The sequence below is a fragment of the Simplicispira metamorpha genome, assembly GCF_004341365.1.
In the GTDB taxonomy this organism is placed as follows: Bacteria; Pseudomonadota; Gammaproteobacteria; order Burkholderiales; family Burkholderiaceae_C; genus Simplicispira; species Simplicispira metamorpha.
Map to the genome: position 1 here is coordinate 1 of NZ_SLXH01000003.1, position 12,296 is coordinate 12,296.

The window sequence follows — 12,296 nt, forward strand, 5'->3', positions numbered from 1 at the left end:
GCTCCCAAAGGGTTCGTGGACGGCAGCCTCGCTCGCTCGCATGTGGCAACCGCGCGGGTTATCAAGGCTGGGCGGGAAACACCTTGAAAGGGGTGGTTCTCAGAACCAGCGCGTCCGTCTCATCGAGTCGCATCAGGCCCAGAAAACCTCAGTGCCAGGCACAGCCGTCAGCATGGCGCATGCGCTGGGATTGCCCGCCGGGCAGATCCATTCCGTGCGTGATGCCGGTGTACAGCGCAAGGAGTTGCACATTCCTGACGAACATCTGCCACGCCATGCCTACCACCAGGTACTGATCGACGATGGCCTGTGCAGTGTGAAGCTGGAAACGCGGGTTTATGGCGAGGCCCCGTATGCGCACGGCGTGGCGAAAATCGTTGCTGCCGTGCAATCCCATCCCCTTGAGTCCCGGTGCTACTCGGTCATGGAGTTTGTGGACAACGGCTGGCTCTAGCTTGCCTTGTTCACGTCTTCTGACGAAAAAAAGCGCCGGACGCCGGCGCTTTTTTGTTTTCGGGCCATCACCAGCGGTGAAGACCCCCAGCGTGAAAGACGCAGCTGCCTCAGGCAGCCAGTGCTTTCACCACCGCGTCCCCCATTTGCGCGGTGCCCACCTTGGTGGTGCCTTCGCTGTAGATGTCGGGCGTGCGCAGCCCTTGCGCCAGCACGGCTTGCACGGCTGCTTCGATGCGCTGGGCAGCGGCTTCCTGGTTCAGGCTGAAGCGCAGCATCATCGCGGCGCTCAGGATGGTGGCGAGCGGGTTGGCCACGCCCTTGCCCGCGATGTCGGGCGCGCTGCCGTGGCTGGGCTCGTACAGGCCCTGGCCTTTGCTGTTGAGGCTGGCCGAAGGCAGCATGCCGATGGAGCCCGTCAGCATCGAGGCTTCATCGGAGAGGATGTCGCCAAACATGTTGCCGGTCACCACCACGTCGAACGCCTTGGGCGCCTTGACCAGTTGCATGGCCGCGTTGTCCACGTACATGTGCTGCAGTTCCACGTCGGGGTACTGCTGGCCCACGTCGGTCATCACGTCCTTCCAGAGCTGGAAGGTTTCCAGCACGTTGGCCTTGTCCACGCTGGTCACTTTTTTGCTGCGCTTGCGGGCGGCCTGGAAGGCGACGTGGGCAATGCGCTCAATCTCGGGGCGGCTGTAGCGCATGGTGTCGAAGGCTTCTTCGGCGCCGGGGAAGTGGCCATCGGTGGCAATGCGGCGGCCGCGCGGCTGGCCGAAGTAGATGTCACCGGTCAGCTCGCGGATGATGAGGATGTCCAGACCCGCGATCAGCTCGGGCTTGAGGCTGGACGCGTCCACCAGCTGCTCGTAGCAGATGGCGGGGCGGAAGTTGGCAAACAGGCCCATGGCCTTGCGCAGGCCCAGAATGGCCTGCTCGGGGCGCAGCGGGCGGTCGAGCTTGTCGTACTTCCAGTCGCCCACGGCGCCGAACAGGATGGCGTCGGATTCCTGGGCCAGCTTCAGCGTCGATTCGGGCAGCGGGTGGCCGTGGGCCTCGTAGGCGGCGCCGCCGACCAGGGCGGTTTCCATCTCGAACTTCAAGTCCAGGGCGCCCAGCACCTTGACGGCTTCAGCGACGATTTCGGTACCAATGCCGTCACCCGGCAGAACTGCGATTTTCATGATTTTGCTTCTGTTTTGATAGCTGGTAGCGACCATTGCACGGGCGCTGGAGGCCGATTTTGCTGTAAATTGATCAGGCGGCCATGGTGTGGGCCAGCCAGGGCTTGGTGGCCAGGCGCTCTGCTTCGAAGGCGCGGATTTTGTCGGACTGGCGCAGGGTCAGGCCGATGTCGTCAAAACCGTTGAGAAGGCAGTATTTGCGGAAGGCTTGCACCTCAAACGCAATCTCCTGGCCCTGCGGGCGCACGATGACCTGGCGCTCCAGGTCGATGGTGAGCTGGTAGCCCGGAAAAGCCGCCACTTCATCGAACAGCTGGGCCACAGTGGCCTCGGGCAGCTGGATGGGCAGCAGGCCGTTCTTGAAGCAGTTGTTGAAGAAGATGTCGGCAAAGCTGGGCGCAATCACGGCGCGAAAGCCGTACTGGTCGAGTGCCCAGGGCGCGTGTTCGCGGCTGGAGCCGCAGCCAAAGTTTTTGCGCGCCAGCAGGATGGAGGCGCCTTGGTAGCGCGGCTGGTTGAGCACAAAGTCGGGGTTGGGGCGGCGGCTGGCCGGGTCTTGGCCGGGCTCGCCGTGGTCGAGGTAGCGCCACTCGTCAAACAGGTTCACGCCAAAGCCGGTCTTTTTGATCGACTTGAGGAATTGCTTGGGGATGATGGCGTCGGTATCGACGTTCTCGCGGTCCATGGGGGCGACGAGGCCCTGGTGTACGTTGAATTTCTGCATGGCGGTAGGTGGGTTACTTGGCGGCGCGTTCAATGGCCGAGCCGGCTTTGCCGATGTCCTGGCCCACACCTTTGACGGTGTTGCAGCCAGCCAGCACCAAAGCGATGGACAGGACGATAAAGGAGGTGCTCTTGCGCATGGTCAAACTCCTGCGGGGGTCAGGCAAAAGTGCGCACGTCCACAAAGTGGCCATGCACGGCGGCGGCAGCAGCCATGGCCGGGCTGACCAGGTGGGTGCGCCCGCCCGCGCCCTGGCGGCCTTCAAAGTTGCGGTTGCTGGTGGAGGCGCAGCGCTCGCCCGGCTCCAGGCGGTCGGCGTTCATGGCCAGGCACATGGAGCAGCCGGGCTCGCGCCACTCAAAGCCAGCGGCCTTGAAGATGTCGTGCAGGCCTTCGCGCTCGGCCTGGGCTTTGACCAGCCCCGAGCCGGGCACCACCAGCGCCAGCTTGACGTTGGCAGCCACTTTGCGGCCCAGCTTTTTCACCACGGCAGCGGCTTCGCGCATGTCTTCGATGCGGCTGTTGGTGCACGAGCCAATGAACACCTTGTCGATCACGATGTCGTTGAGCGGCTTGCCCGGTTGCAGGTTCATGTAGTGCAGGGCGCGTTCGATGGCGTCGCGCTTGTTGGCGTCTTTTTCCTTGTCCGGGTCGGGCACACGGGCGTCAATGCCCAGCACCATCTCGGGCGAGGTGCCCCAGGTCACTTGCGGCACTATGGTTGCGCCGTTGAGCGTGACCACGGTGTCGAACACCGCGTCGGCGTCCGAGTGCAGCGTCTTCCAATACGCCACGGCCTGGTCCCATTCCACGCCGGTGGGCGAGAGCGGGCGGCCCTTGACGTAGTCGATGGTTTTGTCGTCCACGGCCACCAGACCGGCGCGGGCACCGGCCTCGATGGCCATGTTGCACACCGTCATGCGCCCTTCCATGCTCATGGCGCGGAACACCGAGCCGGCAAACTCGATGGTGTAGCCCGTGCCGCCCGCCGTGCCAATCTTGCCGATGATGGCCAGCACCACGTCCTTGGGCGTCACGCCCGGGGCCAGTTCGCCATCGACCTTGACGAGCATGTTCTTGGCTTTTTTGGCCAGCAGCGTTTGCGTGGCCATGACGTGCTCGACCTCGCTGGTGCCGATGCCGTGGGCCAGCGCGCCAAAGGCGCCGTGCGTGGAGGTGTGGCTGTCGCCGCAGACCACGGTCATGCCCGGCAGGGTGGCGCCGTTTTCCGGGCCAATGACGTGGACGATGCCCTGGCGCTGGTGCATGAACGGGAAGAACGCCGCCGCGCCCACTTCAGCGATGTTGGCGTTCAGCGTGGTGATCTGCTCTTTGCTGATGGGGTCGGTGATGCCGTCGTAGCCCAGCTCCCAGCCGGTGGTGGGCGTGTTGTGGTCGGCAGTGGCCACGATGGAGCTGACGCGCCAGACCTTGCGCCCTGCCTGGCGCAGGCCCTCGAACGCCTGCGGGCTGGTCACTTCATGCACCAGATGGCGGTCGATGTAGAGGATGGCGGTGCCGTCTTCTTCGGTGTGGACGACGTGCTCGTCCCAGATCTTGTCGTACAGGGTGCGTCCCATGGTGGTCTCTTTGCTTTCAGTGGGGAAAAGGGATTTTAGGCCGCGCTGTGCGGGGTGGTTTCCAGGGCGGCGGCGGGTGCGCTGGCGCTGGCCGAGAGGTGCTCGACCAGCAGGCGCGCTGTCACGGGCAGGGTGTCGAAGTCGCGCGCTACCAGGCGCAGTTCGCGCTGCGCCCAGGCGTCTTGCAGCGCGATGGCCTTGAGGCGGCCCACGCCGTGCATCAGGGCAAAGGCGCGGTCAGGCAGCAGGCCCACGCCCAGGCCGTTGTCGATCATGCGGCACATGGCGTCCAGCCCAGTGACCTGGATGCGCTGGCGCAGCGTGCGCCCAGCGTTGGCAGCGGCGGCGCGCATGGCCAGGCTGATGCTGCTGCCCGCGTGCAGGCCGACGATGTCCCAGTCCAGCACCTCTTCAAAAACAATAGCTGTTCGCGCAGACAGGGCGTGGCCCAGCGGCACTACGAGCACCAAATGGTCGTGCCGGTAGGGGCGGTTGGGCAGGGCGCTGGCGCTGTGGTCGCTGGCGCTGGCGTGGCAAATGCCCAGGTCGGCGGCGCCTTCTTGTACCGCGTGCAGCACGGCACTGCTCAGGTGCTCTTGCAGGTCGATCTTGACCTGGCTGTGGGCGCGGCAAAAGGCGCCCAGGTCTTCGGGCAAAAACTGCACGATGGCCGAAATGTTGGCGTGCATGCGCACATGGCCGCGCACGCCGTCGGCGTATTCGCTCAGCTCGCCTTGCATGCGCTCCAGGCCAAACAGCACGGTGCGGGCATGGTGCAGCAGGCTTTGGCCCGCCGGGGTGGGCGTGACGCCCCGGCTGTGCCGGTAGAGCAAAGTGGTGTCGGCTGCGGCCTCCAGCTCCGAGAGCCGCTTGCTCACCGCCGAGGCGGCAATGAACTCGCGCTCGGCGGCGCGGCCAATGCTGCCCAGCTCGCACACCGCCACAAACAATTGCAGCGATGTCAGGTCAATGCGGCGCGCAAAGCTGCGCTCGGAGTTTTTCATGGGGTGTACTTGGCTTCTCGATTGGAGAAGGCTTTGTATTTTCTGCGATGTTGATGCCTTTATCCATCTCAAAGTGCGATGGCTTTCATCTTGCGCCAGCGCGGTGGCGCGGGCGGCAGGGGCGCCGTGCTCTCAAAAAAGTGAGCTGCTGGCGCACGTATCTATTGGGTTTGGCAATGTTTTATGCTGCAAATCCTTGCCTGATAAGCGCCAGCAGCTCCTCTTTTTGATATGGCTGGGGCGGCTGGCGCGCGCCGCCAGGGCATGGCCCGTGTTCAGGCCGGGCCGGTGCTGGCGTGCTCGGGCACGCTGGCGTGCCAGCGCAGCTCATGTTCTATGCGCTGGCGCAGCGTGTCGGCGGCACCGATTTCGCCATGCACCACGTACACCTGCTGCGGCGCGTGCGGCATGCGGCGCAGCCAGGCCAGCGTCTGGTCGGCATCGGCATGGGCCGAGGCACTGCTGAGCTGCACTACTTCGGCACCGATGCGCACATCCTGGCCGTGGATGCGGATGGTTTTCTCGCCGTTGGCAATGCGCGCACCGCGCGTGCCGGGCGCCTGGTAGCCGGTCAGGATCACCATGTTGCGGTGGTCGCTGGCGTAGAGCGCCAGGTGGTGCAGCACGCGCCCGCCGGTGGCCATGCCGCTGGCCGACAAAATCACCATGGGGCCGTGGCGGCGCGCCAGGGCTTTGGATTCGTCGGTGGTCTGCACCATGGTGGCGCCGTGCGAGAGGGCCCGCGCTTCGCGGGCGCTGAGGCGGTGTTCGCCCAGGTGCTTCTCAAACAGCCCGGTGGTGCTGACGGCCATGGGGCTGTCGAGAAACACTGGCAGCGCTGCGGGCACCACCCCTTGCACCTTGAGCAGATGGATGGCGTGCAGCACCGTTTGCGCCCTGCCAACGGCAAAGACGGGCACCACGGCCACGCCGCCGCGCCGGGCCAGGCGTTGCAGGGCCTCGCCCAGCGCATGCAAGGTGTCTTCGGCGGGGTGCTGGCGGTCGCCGTAGGTGGACTCGATGAGCACGGTATCGGCCTGGGGCGGCGCCTCGGGCGGGTTCATGATCAGGTCGTCGGGGCGGCCCAGGTCGCCAGAGAACAGAATGCGCCGCCCACCCACTTCCAGCAGCACGGTGGCTGCGCCCAGGATATGGCCCGCAGGCGAGAAGGTCACACGCCAGCCGGGAATGGGCTCAAACGGCTGCGAAAAGGCGTGTGCCTGGAACTGTTGCAGGCAATGCTGCGCATCCAGCCGGGTGTAGAGCGGCAGCGCAGGCGTGTGCTGCGAGAGCTGGTGGCGGTTGAGGAAAGCGGCGTCTTCTTCCTGCAAATGGCCACTGTCGGGCAGCAAGATGGCGCACAGGTCGCGCGTGCCCGCCGTGCTGTGGATGGGGCCGGTGTAGCCATCGCGCACCAGCAGGGGCAGGTAGCCGCTGTGGTCCAGGTGCGCGTGCGTGAGCACCACGGCGTCGATCTGGCTGGGCGCCACGGGCAGCGGTTGCCAGTTGCGCAGGCGCAGCGGCTTGTAGCCCTGGAACAGCCCGCAGTCGAGCAGCAGGCGCTGGCCTTGGTGTGTGACCAGGTACTTGGAGCCGGTGACGGTGCAGGCGCCACCGAGGAAGGTTATGCGGACGGGCATGGCAAGGCTCCTTCAAGTGTGTGCGGGCCATCCTATCGCTTGTGGCAGCAAAGGGCCATGCGGCGCTACTGCTGAAAGCAAAAACCGCCCGGGCTGGCTGGCACGGGCGGTGTGTGGGGCAGGGCGCTGGGGTGGGCGCCCGCAGAAGCGGTGGCTCAGGGCTTGAAGAAGTTCTTCAGCCGATCGGCCCAGCTCTCGCCGCTGGGCGAGTGGCGTCCGCCGCCTTTTTTGAGCGACTCGTCCAGTTCGCGCAGCAGTTTGCGCTGGTGCTCGGTCAGCTTGACGGGTGTTTCCACAGCAATGTGGCAGTACAGGTCGCCGGGGTAGCTGGAACGCACGCCCTTGATGCCCTTGCCGCGCAGCCTGAACTGCTTGCCCGCCTGCGTGCCTTCGGGGATGTCGATGGCCACTTTGTCTGCCAGCGTGGGCACTTCAATCTCGCCGCCCAGCGCTGCCGTGATGAAGCTCACGGGCACCTGGCAGTGCAGGTCGTCGCCATCGCGCTCGAAGATGTCGTGCTTTTTCAGGCGGATTTCGATGTACAGGTCGCCCGGTGGCCCGCCGTTGGTGCCAGGCTCGCCGTTGCCGGTGCTGCGGATGCGCATACCGTCATCAATGCCCGCCGGGATTTTGACTTCCAGCGTTTTCTGCTTTTTGACTTTGCCCTGGCCTTGGCAGGTGGTGCAGGGCTCGGGAATGATCTTGCCCGTGCCCCGGCAGTGCGGACAGGTTTGCTGCACGCTGAAAAAGCCCTGGCGCATCTGCACCGTGCCGCTGCCTGCGCAGGTGCCGCAGGTTTTGGCGCTGGTGCCGGGTTTGGCGCCGCTGCCGTGGCAGGTGTCGCAGGACTCCCACGAGGGGATGCGGATTTCTGCGTTCTTGCCTTTGGCCGCTTCTTCCAGCGTCACTTCCATGGCGTAGCTCAGGTCGCTGCCCCGGTACACCTGGCGGCCACCCGCACCGCGACCGCGCCCGCCCGTCTGGCCGAACATGTCGCCAAAAATGTCGCCAAAAGCCTCGGCAAAACCACCAAAGCCTTCCGCGCCCGCACCGCCCGGGCCGCGCATGTTCGGGTCCACACCCGCATGGCCGTACTGGTCGTAAGCAGCGCGTTTTTGCGCATCCGAGAGCATCTCGTAGGCTTCTTTGGCCTCTTTGAATTTTTCTTCGGCCGCTTTGTTGGCATCGCCCTGGTTGCGGTCAGGGTGGTGCTTCATCGCCAGCTTGCGATACGCCTTTTTGATCTCTTCCTCAGAGGCGTTCTTGGCAACGCCGAGGACTTCGTAATAGTCTCTTTTAGACATGGATATGGGGGCTCGGTTGGAACAGGAACGCCGCGCTGGGCGCCCTTGTCAGGGCCCAGCGCGGCGGCTTGGGGTCAACGCAAGCGCTGCTTAGCCCTTTTTGACTTCCTTGACTTCAGCATCTACCACGTTGTCGTCGTCGGCCTTGCTGGCGCCGGAGGAGGCGTGGCCACCAGCTTGCGCATCTGAGGCGCTGGCACCAGCGGCAGCTTGTGCTGCCTGGCTGTCAGCGTACATCTTCTCGCCCAGCTTCTGGCTGGCGGCCATCAGGGCCGTGGTCTTTTCCTCAATGGCAGCCTTGTCGTCGCCCTTGAGGGCTTCTTCCAGGGCTTTTACCGCCGCTTCAATGGCCGATTTTTCACCGGCATCGAGCTTGTCGCCATGCTCGGTCAGGCTCTTGTGGACGCTGTGAACGGCCGCTTCGCCCTGGTTGCGCGCTTGCACCAGCTCGAGCTTTTTCTTGTCGTCGGCAGCGTTCAGTTCCGCATCCTTGACCATTTGCTGGATTTCTTCTTCCGAAATACCCGAGTTGGCCTTGATGGTGATCTTGTTCTCTTTGCCTGTGGCCTTGTCCTTGGCGCCCACGTGCAGGATACCGTTGGCGTCGATGTCGAAAGAGACTTCAATTTGCGGTGTGCCACGTGCTGCGGGCGGGATACCTTCGAGGTTGAACTCGCCCAGCAGCTTGTTGCCTGCCGCGATTTCACGCTCGCCCTGGAACACCTTGATAGTCACGGCAGGCTGGTTGTCGTCAGCGGTGGAGAAGGTCTGCGCGAACTTCGTCGGGATCGTGGTGTTCTTGGTGATCATCTTGGTCATCACGCCGCCCAGCGTCTCGATGCCCAGGGACAGTGGCGTCACGTCCAGCAGCAGCACGTCCTTGCGGTCGCCCGACAGCACCTGGCCCTGGATGGCAGCGCCCACGGCCACGGCCTCGTCGGGGTTCACGTCTTTGCGGGGTTCGCGGCCAAAGAACTCTTTGACTTTTTCCTGCACCTTGGGCATGCGGCTCATGCCACCGACCAAGATCACATCGTTGATGTCCGAGACACTGATGCCCGCATCCTTGATGGCCATGCGGCAAGGGGCCATGGTGCGCTCGATCAGTTCATCGACCAGGCTTTCGAGCTTGGCGCGCGTGAGCTTGATGTTCAGGTGCTTGGGGCCCGAGGCATCAGCGGTGACGTAGGGCAGGTTGATGTCGGTGGAGGCCGAGTTGGACAGCTCGATCTTGGCCTTTTCCGCGGCTTCTTTCAGGCGTTGCAGGGCCAGCACGTCCTTGGACAGGTCAACGCCCTGGTCTTTCTTGAACTCGGCAATGATGAAGTCGATCACGCGCTGGTCGAAGTCTTCGCCGCCCAGGAAGGTATCGCCGTTGGTGGACAGCACTTCAAACTGCTTTTCGCCATCGACGTCGGCAATTTCAATGATGGACACGTCGAACGTGCCACCGCCCAGGTCGTAGACGGCAATCTTGCGGTCGCCCTTTTCGGCCTTGTCCAGGCCAAAGGCCAGTGCAGCGGCGGTGGGCTCGTTGATGATGCGCTTGACATCCAGGCCAGCGATGCGGCCAGCGTCCTTGGTGGCTTGGCGCTGAGCATCGTTGAAGTAGGCGGGCACGGTGATGACGGCCTCGGTGACGGGTTCGCCCAGGTAGTCCTCGGCAGTCTTCTTCATCTTGCGCAGCACTTCGGCGCTGATTTGGGGCGGTGCCAGCTTTTGGCCGCGCACTTCAATCCAGGCGTCGCCGTTGTCGGCAGCCACGATGGAGTAGGGCATCAGGTCGATGTCCTTTTGCACTTCTTTTTCAGTGAACTTGCGGCCAATCAGGCGCTTGGCAGCGTAGATGGTGTTTTTGGGGTTGGTGACGGCCTGGCGCTTGGCCGAGGCGCCGACCAGAATCTCGCCATCTTCCTGGTAAGCAATGATGGAGGGCGTGGTGCGGGCGCCTTCGCTGTTTTCGATCACGCGCGTGGTGTTGCCCTCCATGATGGCCACGCAGCTGTTGGTCGTGCCCAAGTCAATACCGATGATTTTTCCCATATTTTTCTCCGCGATGCTTGTATGAATGGATGGTTTCTAACGTGTGGCTGACCTGGCCAGGTTCAAGCCACTGGGAGCGTTTTTTATTTTGGCGCGGTGACCGTGACCAGCGCGGGGCGCAGGATGCGGTCTGCGATGACATAGCCTTTTTGCAACACGCTGACCACGGTGTTGGCCTCTTGTGCTGCCGGCACCACGCTGATGGCCTGGTGGAAGTTGGGATCGAACTTCTCGCCCGCAGCCGGGTTGATGGCCACTACCTTGTTGCGCTCCAGGGCCGAGTGCAGCTGACGCAAGGTGGCGTCCGTGCCTTCGCGCAGCTGTTGGGCGGTGGCATTGGGCAGGGCCAGGGCCGCATCCAAGCTGTCTGCTACGGGCAACAGGTTTTCGGCAAACCCCTCAATGCCGAATTTTCGGGCTTTGGAGACTTCGTCTTCAGCACGGCGGCGGGCGTTTTCTGCTTCGGCTTTGGCGCGCAGGAACTGGTCGGCCAGATCGGCGCTTTTGGCCTTGAGTTCAGCCAGTTCGGATTGCAGGCGCGCAATTTCGTCCGACGTGCGGGCGGCCATGGCGGCTTCCATTTCTTCAGGGGCTGCCTGGGCGGCGGGAGCGGAAGAGGTGTTTTCAGACATGTCGAAGATTCTGTGGTGGAGGCAAAGAAACAATGTGCATGGCACATCTGGGGCTGTCGCCGTGGATTTCAAGCAGAGGGTGGTCTGCGGTGGCCGCCACTGGCCCGCAGTGGCTGTGCCATAGGCCGTGTAAGTGTACAGGTGCTTGCCGCCTAGACTATAATCATCGGCTTTGCCTTGCCACACCGCTACAGACGCAGTGGGTGGCTCCCTAAACCAGAAGGAGTATGCATGCGTCATTACGAAATCATTTTGTTGATCCATCCGGATCAAAGCGAGCAGGTTCCTGCCATGCTCGAGCGCTACAAGGGCATGATCGTCGCCGGTGGTGGCCAAGTCCACCGCGTGGAAGACTGGGGCCGCCGTCAACTGGCGTACCTGATCAACAAGCTGGCCAAGGCCCACTACCTGTGCGTGAACATCGAAGCCGACCAGGCTGTGATGGCTGAACTGGAGCACGCCTTCAAGTTCAACGACGCCGTGCTGCGCCACCTCACCGTGCAAAAGAAGAAGGCTGAGACCGGCCCCTCTTCCATGATGAAGACCGTCGAGCGCGAAGAAGCCCGCAAGGCCAGCCAAGCGGAATACGCCGCTTCCGGCGAACGCTGAGCACCAGGCTTGCCAAGGGAGTGGAGAACCACGTTGTCCTGACTGCCTGCATCGCTGAGGCCCAAGCCTTGCGATTCACGCCCGCCGGATTGCCCGCCATTGAACTGCGCCTGGAGCACAGCTCTTCGCAGCAAGAAGCCGGGCAGCAGCGCGAAGTCAAGGCCGCCGTGAAAGCAGTGGCTTTTGGTGCGATGGCCGAGCGATTGGCCAAGCAGCCCATGGGTAGCCTCTGGCGCTTCACAGGCTTTCTGGCCACTCCCCGCAACGGCAAGCATGCCGTGTTCCACGTTCAGGATATTCAACAAGATTAATTTTCAAGAGGTCCGCAATGGCCACGTTCAAGAAATTCAACAAAGACAAGCGCCCCAAGCGCAATACCCAATCGCTGCTGTTCAAGCGCAAGCGCTTCTGCCGCTTCACCGTCACTGGCGTCGAAGAAATCGACTACAAAGACGTGGACACCCTGCGCGATTTCATCGCTGAAAACGGCAAGATCATCCCCGCACGCCTGACCGGCACGCGCGCCATCTTCCAGCGCCAGCTCAATACCGCCATCAAGCGTGCCCGCTTCCTGGCCCTGGTGCCTTACAGCGACCAGCACAAGATCTAAGGAGCACAACCCATGCAAATCATCCTGCTCGACAAGGTTGTGAACCTCGGTAACCTCGGCGACCTGGTCAAGGTCAAAGACGGCTACGCCCGCAACTTCCTGATCCCCACGGGCCGCGCCCGCCGTGCCACGGCAGCTGCCAAGGCCGAGTTCGAAGCCAAGCGCGCCGAACTGGAAAAAGCCGCTGCTGAGAAGCTGGCCCAGTGCCAAGCCGAAGGCGAAAAGATCGCCGGCAAGGTGTTCAAGCTGACGCAAAAGGCTGGTGTGGATGGCCGTCTGTTCGGTTCGGTCACCAACAGCGACATCGCTGAAGAGATGAACAAGCAAGGCTACAAGGTTGCCAAATCGCAAATCCGTCTGCCCAATGGCCACATCAAGACCATTGGCGACAACACGGTCAGCGTGGCACTGCACACCGACGTGGTCGTGGAATTCACCGTTTCGGTGTACGGCGAAACCGCCTGATCGCGCCCTGCGCCACCCAGCAACCGCCTTCGGGCGGTTTTTTGTTTT

The 12,296-nt window shown here is 63.2% G+C and carries 14 protein-coding genes; 5 read left to right on the forward strand and 9 right to left on the reverse strand.

Going from position 1 to position 12,296, the window contains the following annotated elements; genetic code table 11:
- Window positions 1-172: 172 nt before the first annotated feature.
- Window positions 173-454, forward strand: coding sequence for a hypothetical protein (locus EV674_RS02195; RefSeq protein ID WP_310466197.1), 282 nt, complete (start codon window positions 173-175; stop codon window positions 452-454).
- A gap of 109 nt (window positions 455-563) precedes the next feature.
- Here the strand turns inward: EV674_RS02195 and leuB are convergent, their stop codons facing one another.
- The 9 genes from leuB to grpE form a co-directional block, all read right to left on the reverse strand.
- Window positions 564-1,637, reverse strand: a complete 1,074-nt coding sequence (gene leuB / locus EV674_RS02200; RefSeq protein ID WP_119013930.1) for a 3-isopropylmalate dehydrogenase — start codon at window positions 1,635-1,637, stop codon at window positions 564-566.
- A 73-nt stretch (window positions 1,638-1,710) separates the two neighbouring features.
- On the reverse strand, window positions 1,711-2,361 hold the full coding sequence (gene leuD / locus EV674_RS02205; protein WP_119013881.1) for a 3-isopropylmalate dehydratase small subunit: 651 nt from the start codon (window positions 2,359-2,361) through the stop codon (window positions 1,711-1,713).
- A 13-nt stretch (window positions 2,362-2,374) separates the two neighbouring features.
- Window positions 2,375-2,500 (reverse strand): entericidin A/B family lipoprotein, encoded by a 126-nt coding sequence (locus EV674_RS02210; RefSeq protein ID WP_119013882.1) that lies wholly within the window; start codon window positions 2,498-2,500, stop codon window positions 2,375-2,377.
- A 19-nt stretch (window positions 2,501-2,519) separates the two neighbouring features.
- A complete protein-coding gene (gene leuC, locus EV674_RS02215; protein WP_119013883.1) occupies window positions 2,520-3,941 on the reverse strand; it encodes a 3-isopropylmalate dehydratase large subunit in 1,422 nt (473 codons plus the stop codon).
- 35 nt (window positions 3,942-3,976) lie between these two features.
- On the reverse strand, window positions 3,977-4,945 hold the full coding sequence (locus EV674_RS02220) for a LysR family transcriptional regulator (protein WP_119013884.1): 969 nt from the start codon (window positions 4,943-4,945) through the stop codon (window positions 3,977-3,979).
- Window positions 4,946-5,220: 275 nt separating this feature from the next.
- Complete coding sequence (locus tag EV674_RS02225) at window positions 5,221-6,585, reverse strand: MBL fold metallo-hydrolase RNA specificity domain-containing protein (RefSeq protein WP_119013885.1); 1,365 nt, start codon at window positions 6,583-6,585, stop codon at window positions 5,221-5,223.
- A 155-nt stretch (window positions 6,586-6,740) separates the two neighbouring features.
- Window positions 6,741-7,889, reverse strand: coding sequence for a molecular chaperone DnaJ (gene dnaJ, locus EV674_RS02230; protein WP_119013886.1), 1,149 nt, complete (start codon window positions 7,887-7,889; stop codon window positions 6,741-6,743).
- Between the two features lie 90 nt (window positions 7,890-7,979).
- Window positions 7,980-9,932, reverse strand: coding sequence for a molecular chaperone DnaK (gene dnaK, locus EV674_RS02235; protein WP_119013887.1), 1,953 nt, complete (start codon window positions 9,930-9,932; stop codon window positions 7,980-7,982).
- A gap of 83 nt (window positions 9,933-10,015) precedes the next feature.
- Complete coding sequence (grpE, locus tag EV674_RS02240) at window positions 10,016-10,564, reverse strand: nucleotide exchange factor GrpE (protein ID WP_119013888.1); 549 nt, start codon at window positions 10,562-10,564, stop codon at window positions 10,016-10,018.
- A gap of 231 nt (window positions 10,565-10,795) precedes the next feature.
- On the opposite strand from grpE, the gene rpsF reads away from it, so the two are divergent.
- From rpsF to rplI, 4 genes are read left to right on the forward strand one after another with little or no spacing between them, the layout of a single operon-like run.
- Window positions 10,796-11,173, forward strand: coding sequence for a 30S ribosomal protein S6 (rpsF, locus tag EV674_RS02245; RefSeq protein WP_119013889.1), 378 nt, complete (start codon window positions 10,796-10,798; stop codon window positions 11,171-11,173).
- Window positions 11,174-11,193: 20 nt separating this feature from the next.
- A complete protein-coding gene (gene priB / locus EV674_RS02250) occupies window positions 11,194-11,484 on the forward strand; it encodes a primosomal replication protein N (protein ID WP_119013890.1) in 291 nt (96 codons plus the stop codon).
- 17 nt (window positions 11,485-11,501) lie between these two features.
- A complete protein-coding gene (gene rpsR, locus EV674_RS02255) occupies window positions 11,502-11,783 on the forward strand; it encodes a 30S ribosomal protein S18 (protein ID WP_005795932.1) in 282 nt (93 codons plus the stop codon).
- A 12-nt stretch (window positions 11,784-11,795) separates the two neighbouring features.
- Window positions 11,796-12,248, forward strand: coding sequence for a 50S ribosomal protein L9 (gene rplI, locus EV674_RS02260; protein ID WP_119013891.1), 453 nt, complete (start codon window positions 11,796-11,798; stop codon window positions 12,246-12,248).
- Window positions 12,249-12,296 lie beyond the last annotated feature (48 nt).

What these genes read in the sequence shown, in the direction of transcription:
- dnaJ (WP_119013886.1), bottom strand. Translation starts at nt 7,889, where the DNA reads ATGTCTAAAAGAGACTATTACGAAGTCCTCGGCGTTGCCAAGAACGCC.
- EV674_RS02225 (WP_119013885.1), bottom strand. Translation starts at nt 6,585, where the DNA reads ATGCCCGTCCGCATAACCTTCCTCGGTGGCGCCTGCACCGTCACCGGC.
- leuC (WP_119013883.1), bottom strand. Translation starts at nt 3,941, where the DNA reads ATGGGACGCACCCTGTACGACAAGATCTGGGACGAGCACGTCGTCCAC.
- rpsF (WP_119013889.1), top strand. Translation starts at nt 10,796, where the DNA reads ATGCGTCATTACGAAATCATTTTGTTGATCCATCCGGATCAAAGCGAG.
- EV674_RS02220 (WP_119013884.1), bottom strand. Translation starts at nt 4,945, where the DNA reads ATGAAAAACTCCGAGCGCAGCTTTGCGCGCCGCATTGACCTGACATCG.
- dnaK (WP_119013887.1), bottom strand. Translation starts at nt 9,932, where the DNA reads ATGGGAAAAATCATCGGTATTGACTTGGGCACGACCAACAGCTGCGTG.
- EV674_RS02210 (WP_119013882.1), bottom strand. Translation starts at nt 2,500, where the DNA reads ATGCGCAAGAGCACCTCCTTTATCGTCCTGTCCATCGCTTTGGTGCTG.
- leuD (WP_119013881.1), bottom strand. Translation starts at nt 2,361, where the DNA reads ATGCAGAAATTCAACGTACACCAGGGCCTCGTCGCCCCCATGGACCGC.
- rpsR (WP_005795932.1), top strand. Translation starts at nt 11,502, where the DNA reads ATGGCCACGTTCAAGAAATTCAACAAAGACAAGCGCCCCAAGCGCAAT.
- rplI (WP_119013891.1), top strand. Translation starts at nt 11,796, where the DNA reads ATGCAAATCATCCTGCTCGACAAGGTTGTGAACCTCGGTAACCTCGGC.
- leuB (WP_119013930.1), bottom strand. Translation starts at nt 1,637, where the DNA reads ATGAAAATCGCAGTTCTGCCGGGTGACGGCATTGGTACCGAAATCGTC.
- EV674_RS02195 (WP_310466197.1), top strand. Translation starts at nt 173, where the DNA reads ATGGCGCATGCGCTGGGATTGCCCGCCGGGCAGATCCATTCCGTGCGT.
- grpE (WP_119013888.1), bottom strand. Translation starts at nt 10,564, where the DNA reads ATGTCTGAAAACACCTCTTCCGCTCCCGCCGCCCAGGCAGCCCCTGAA.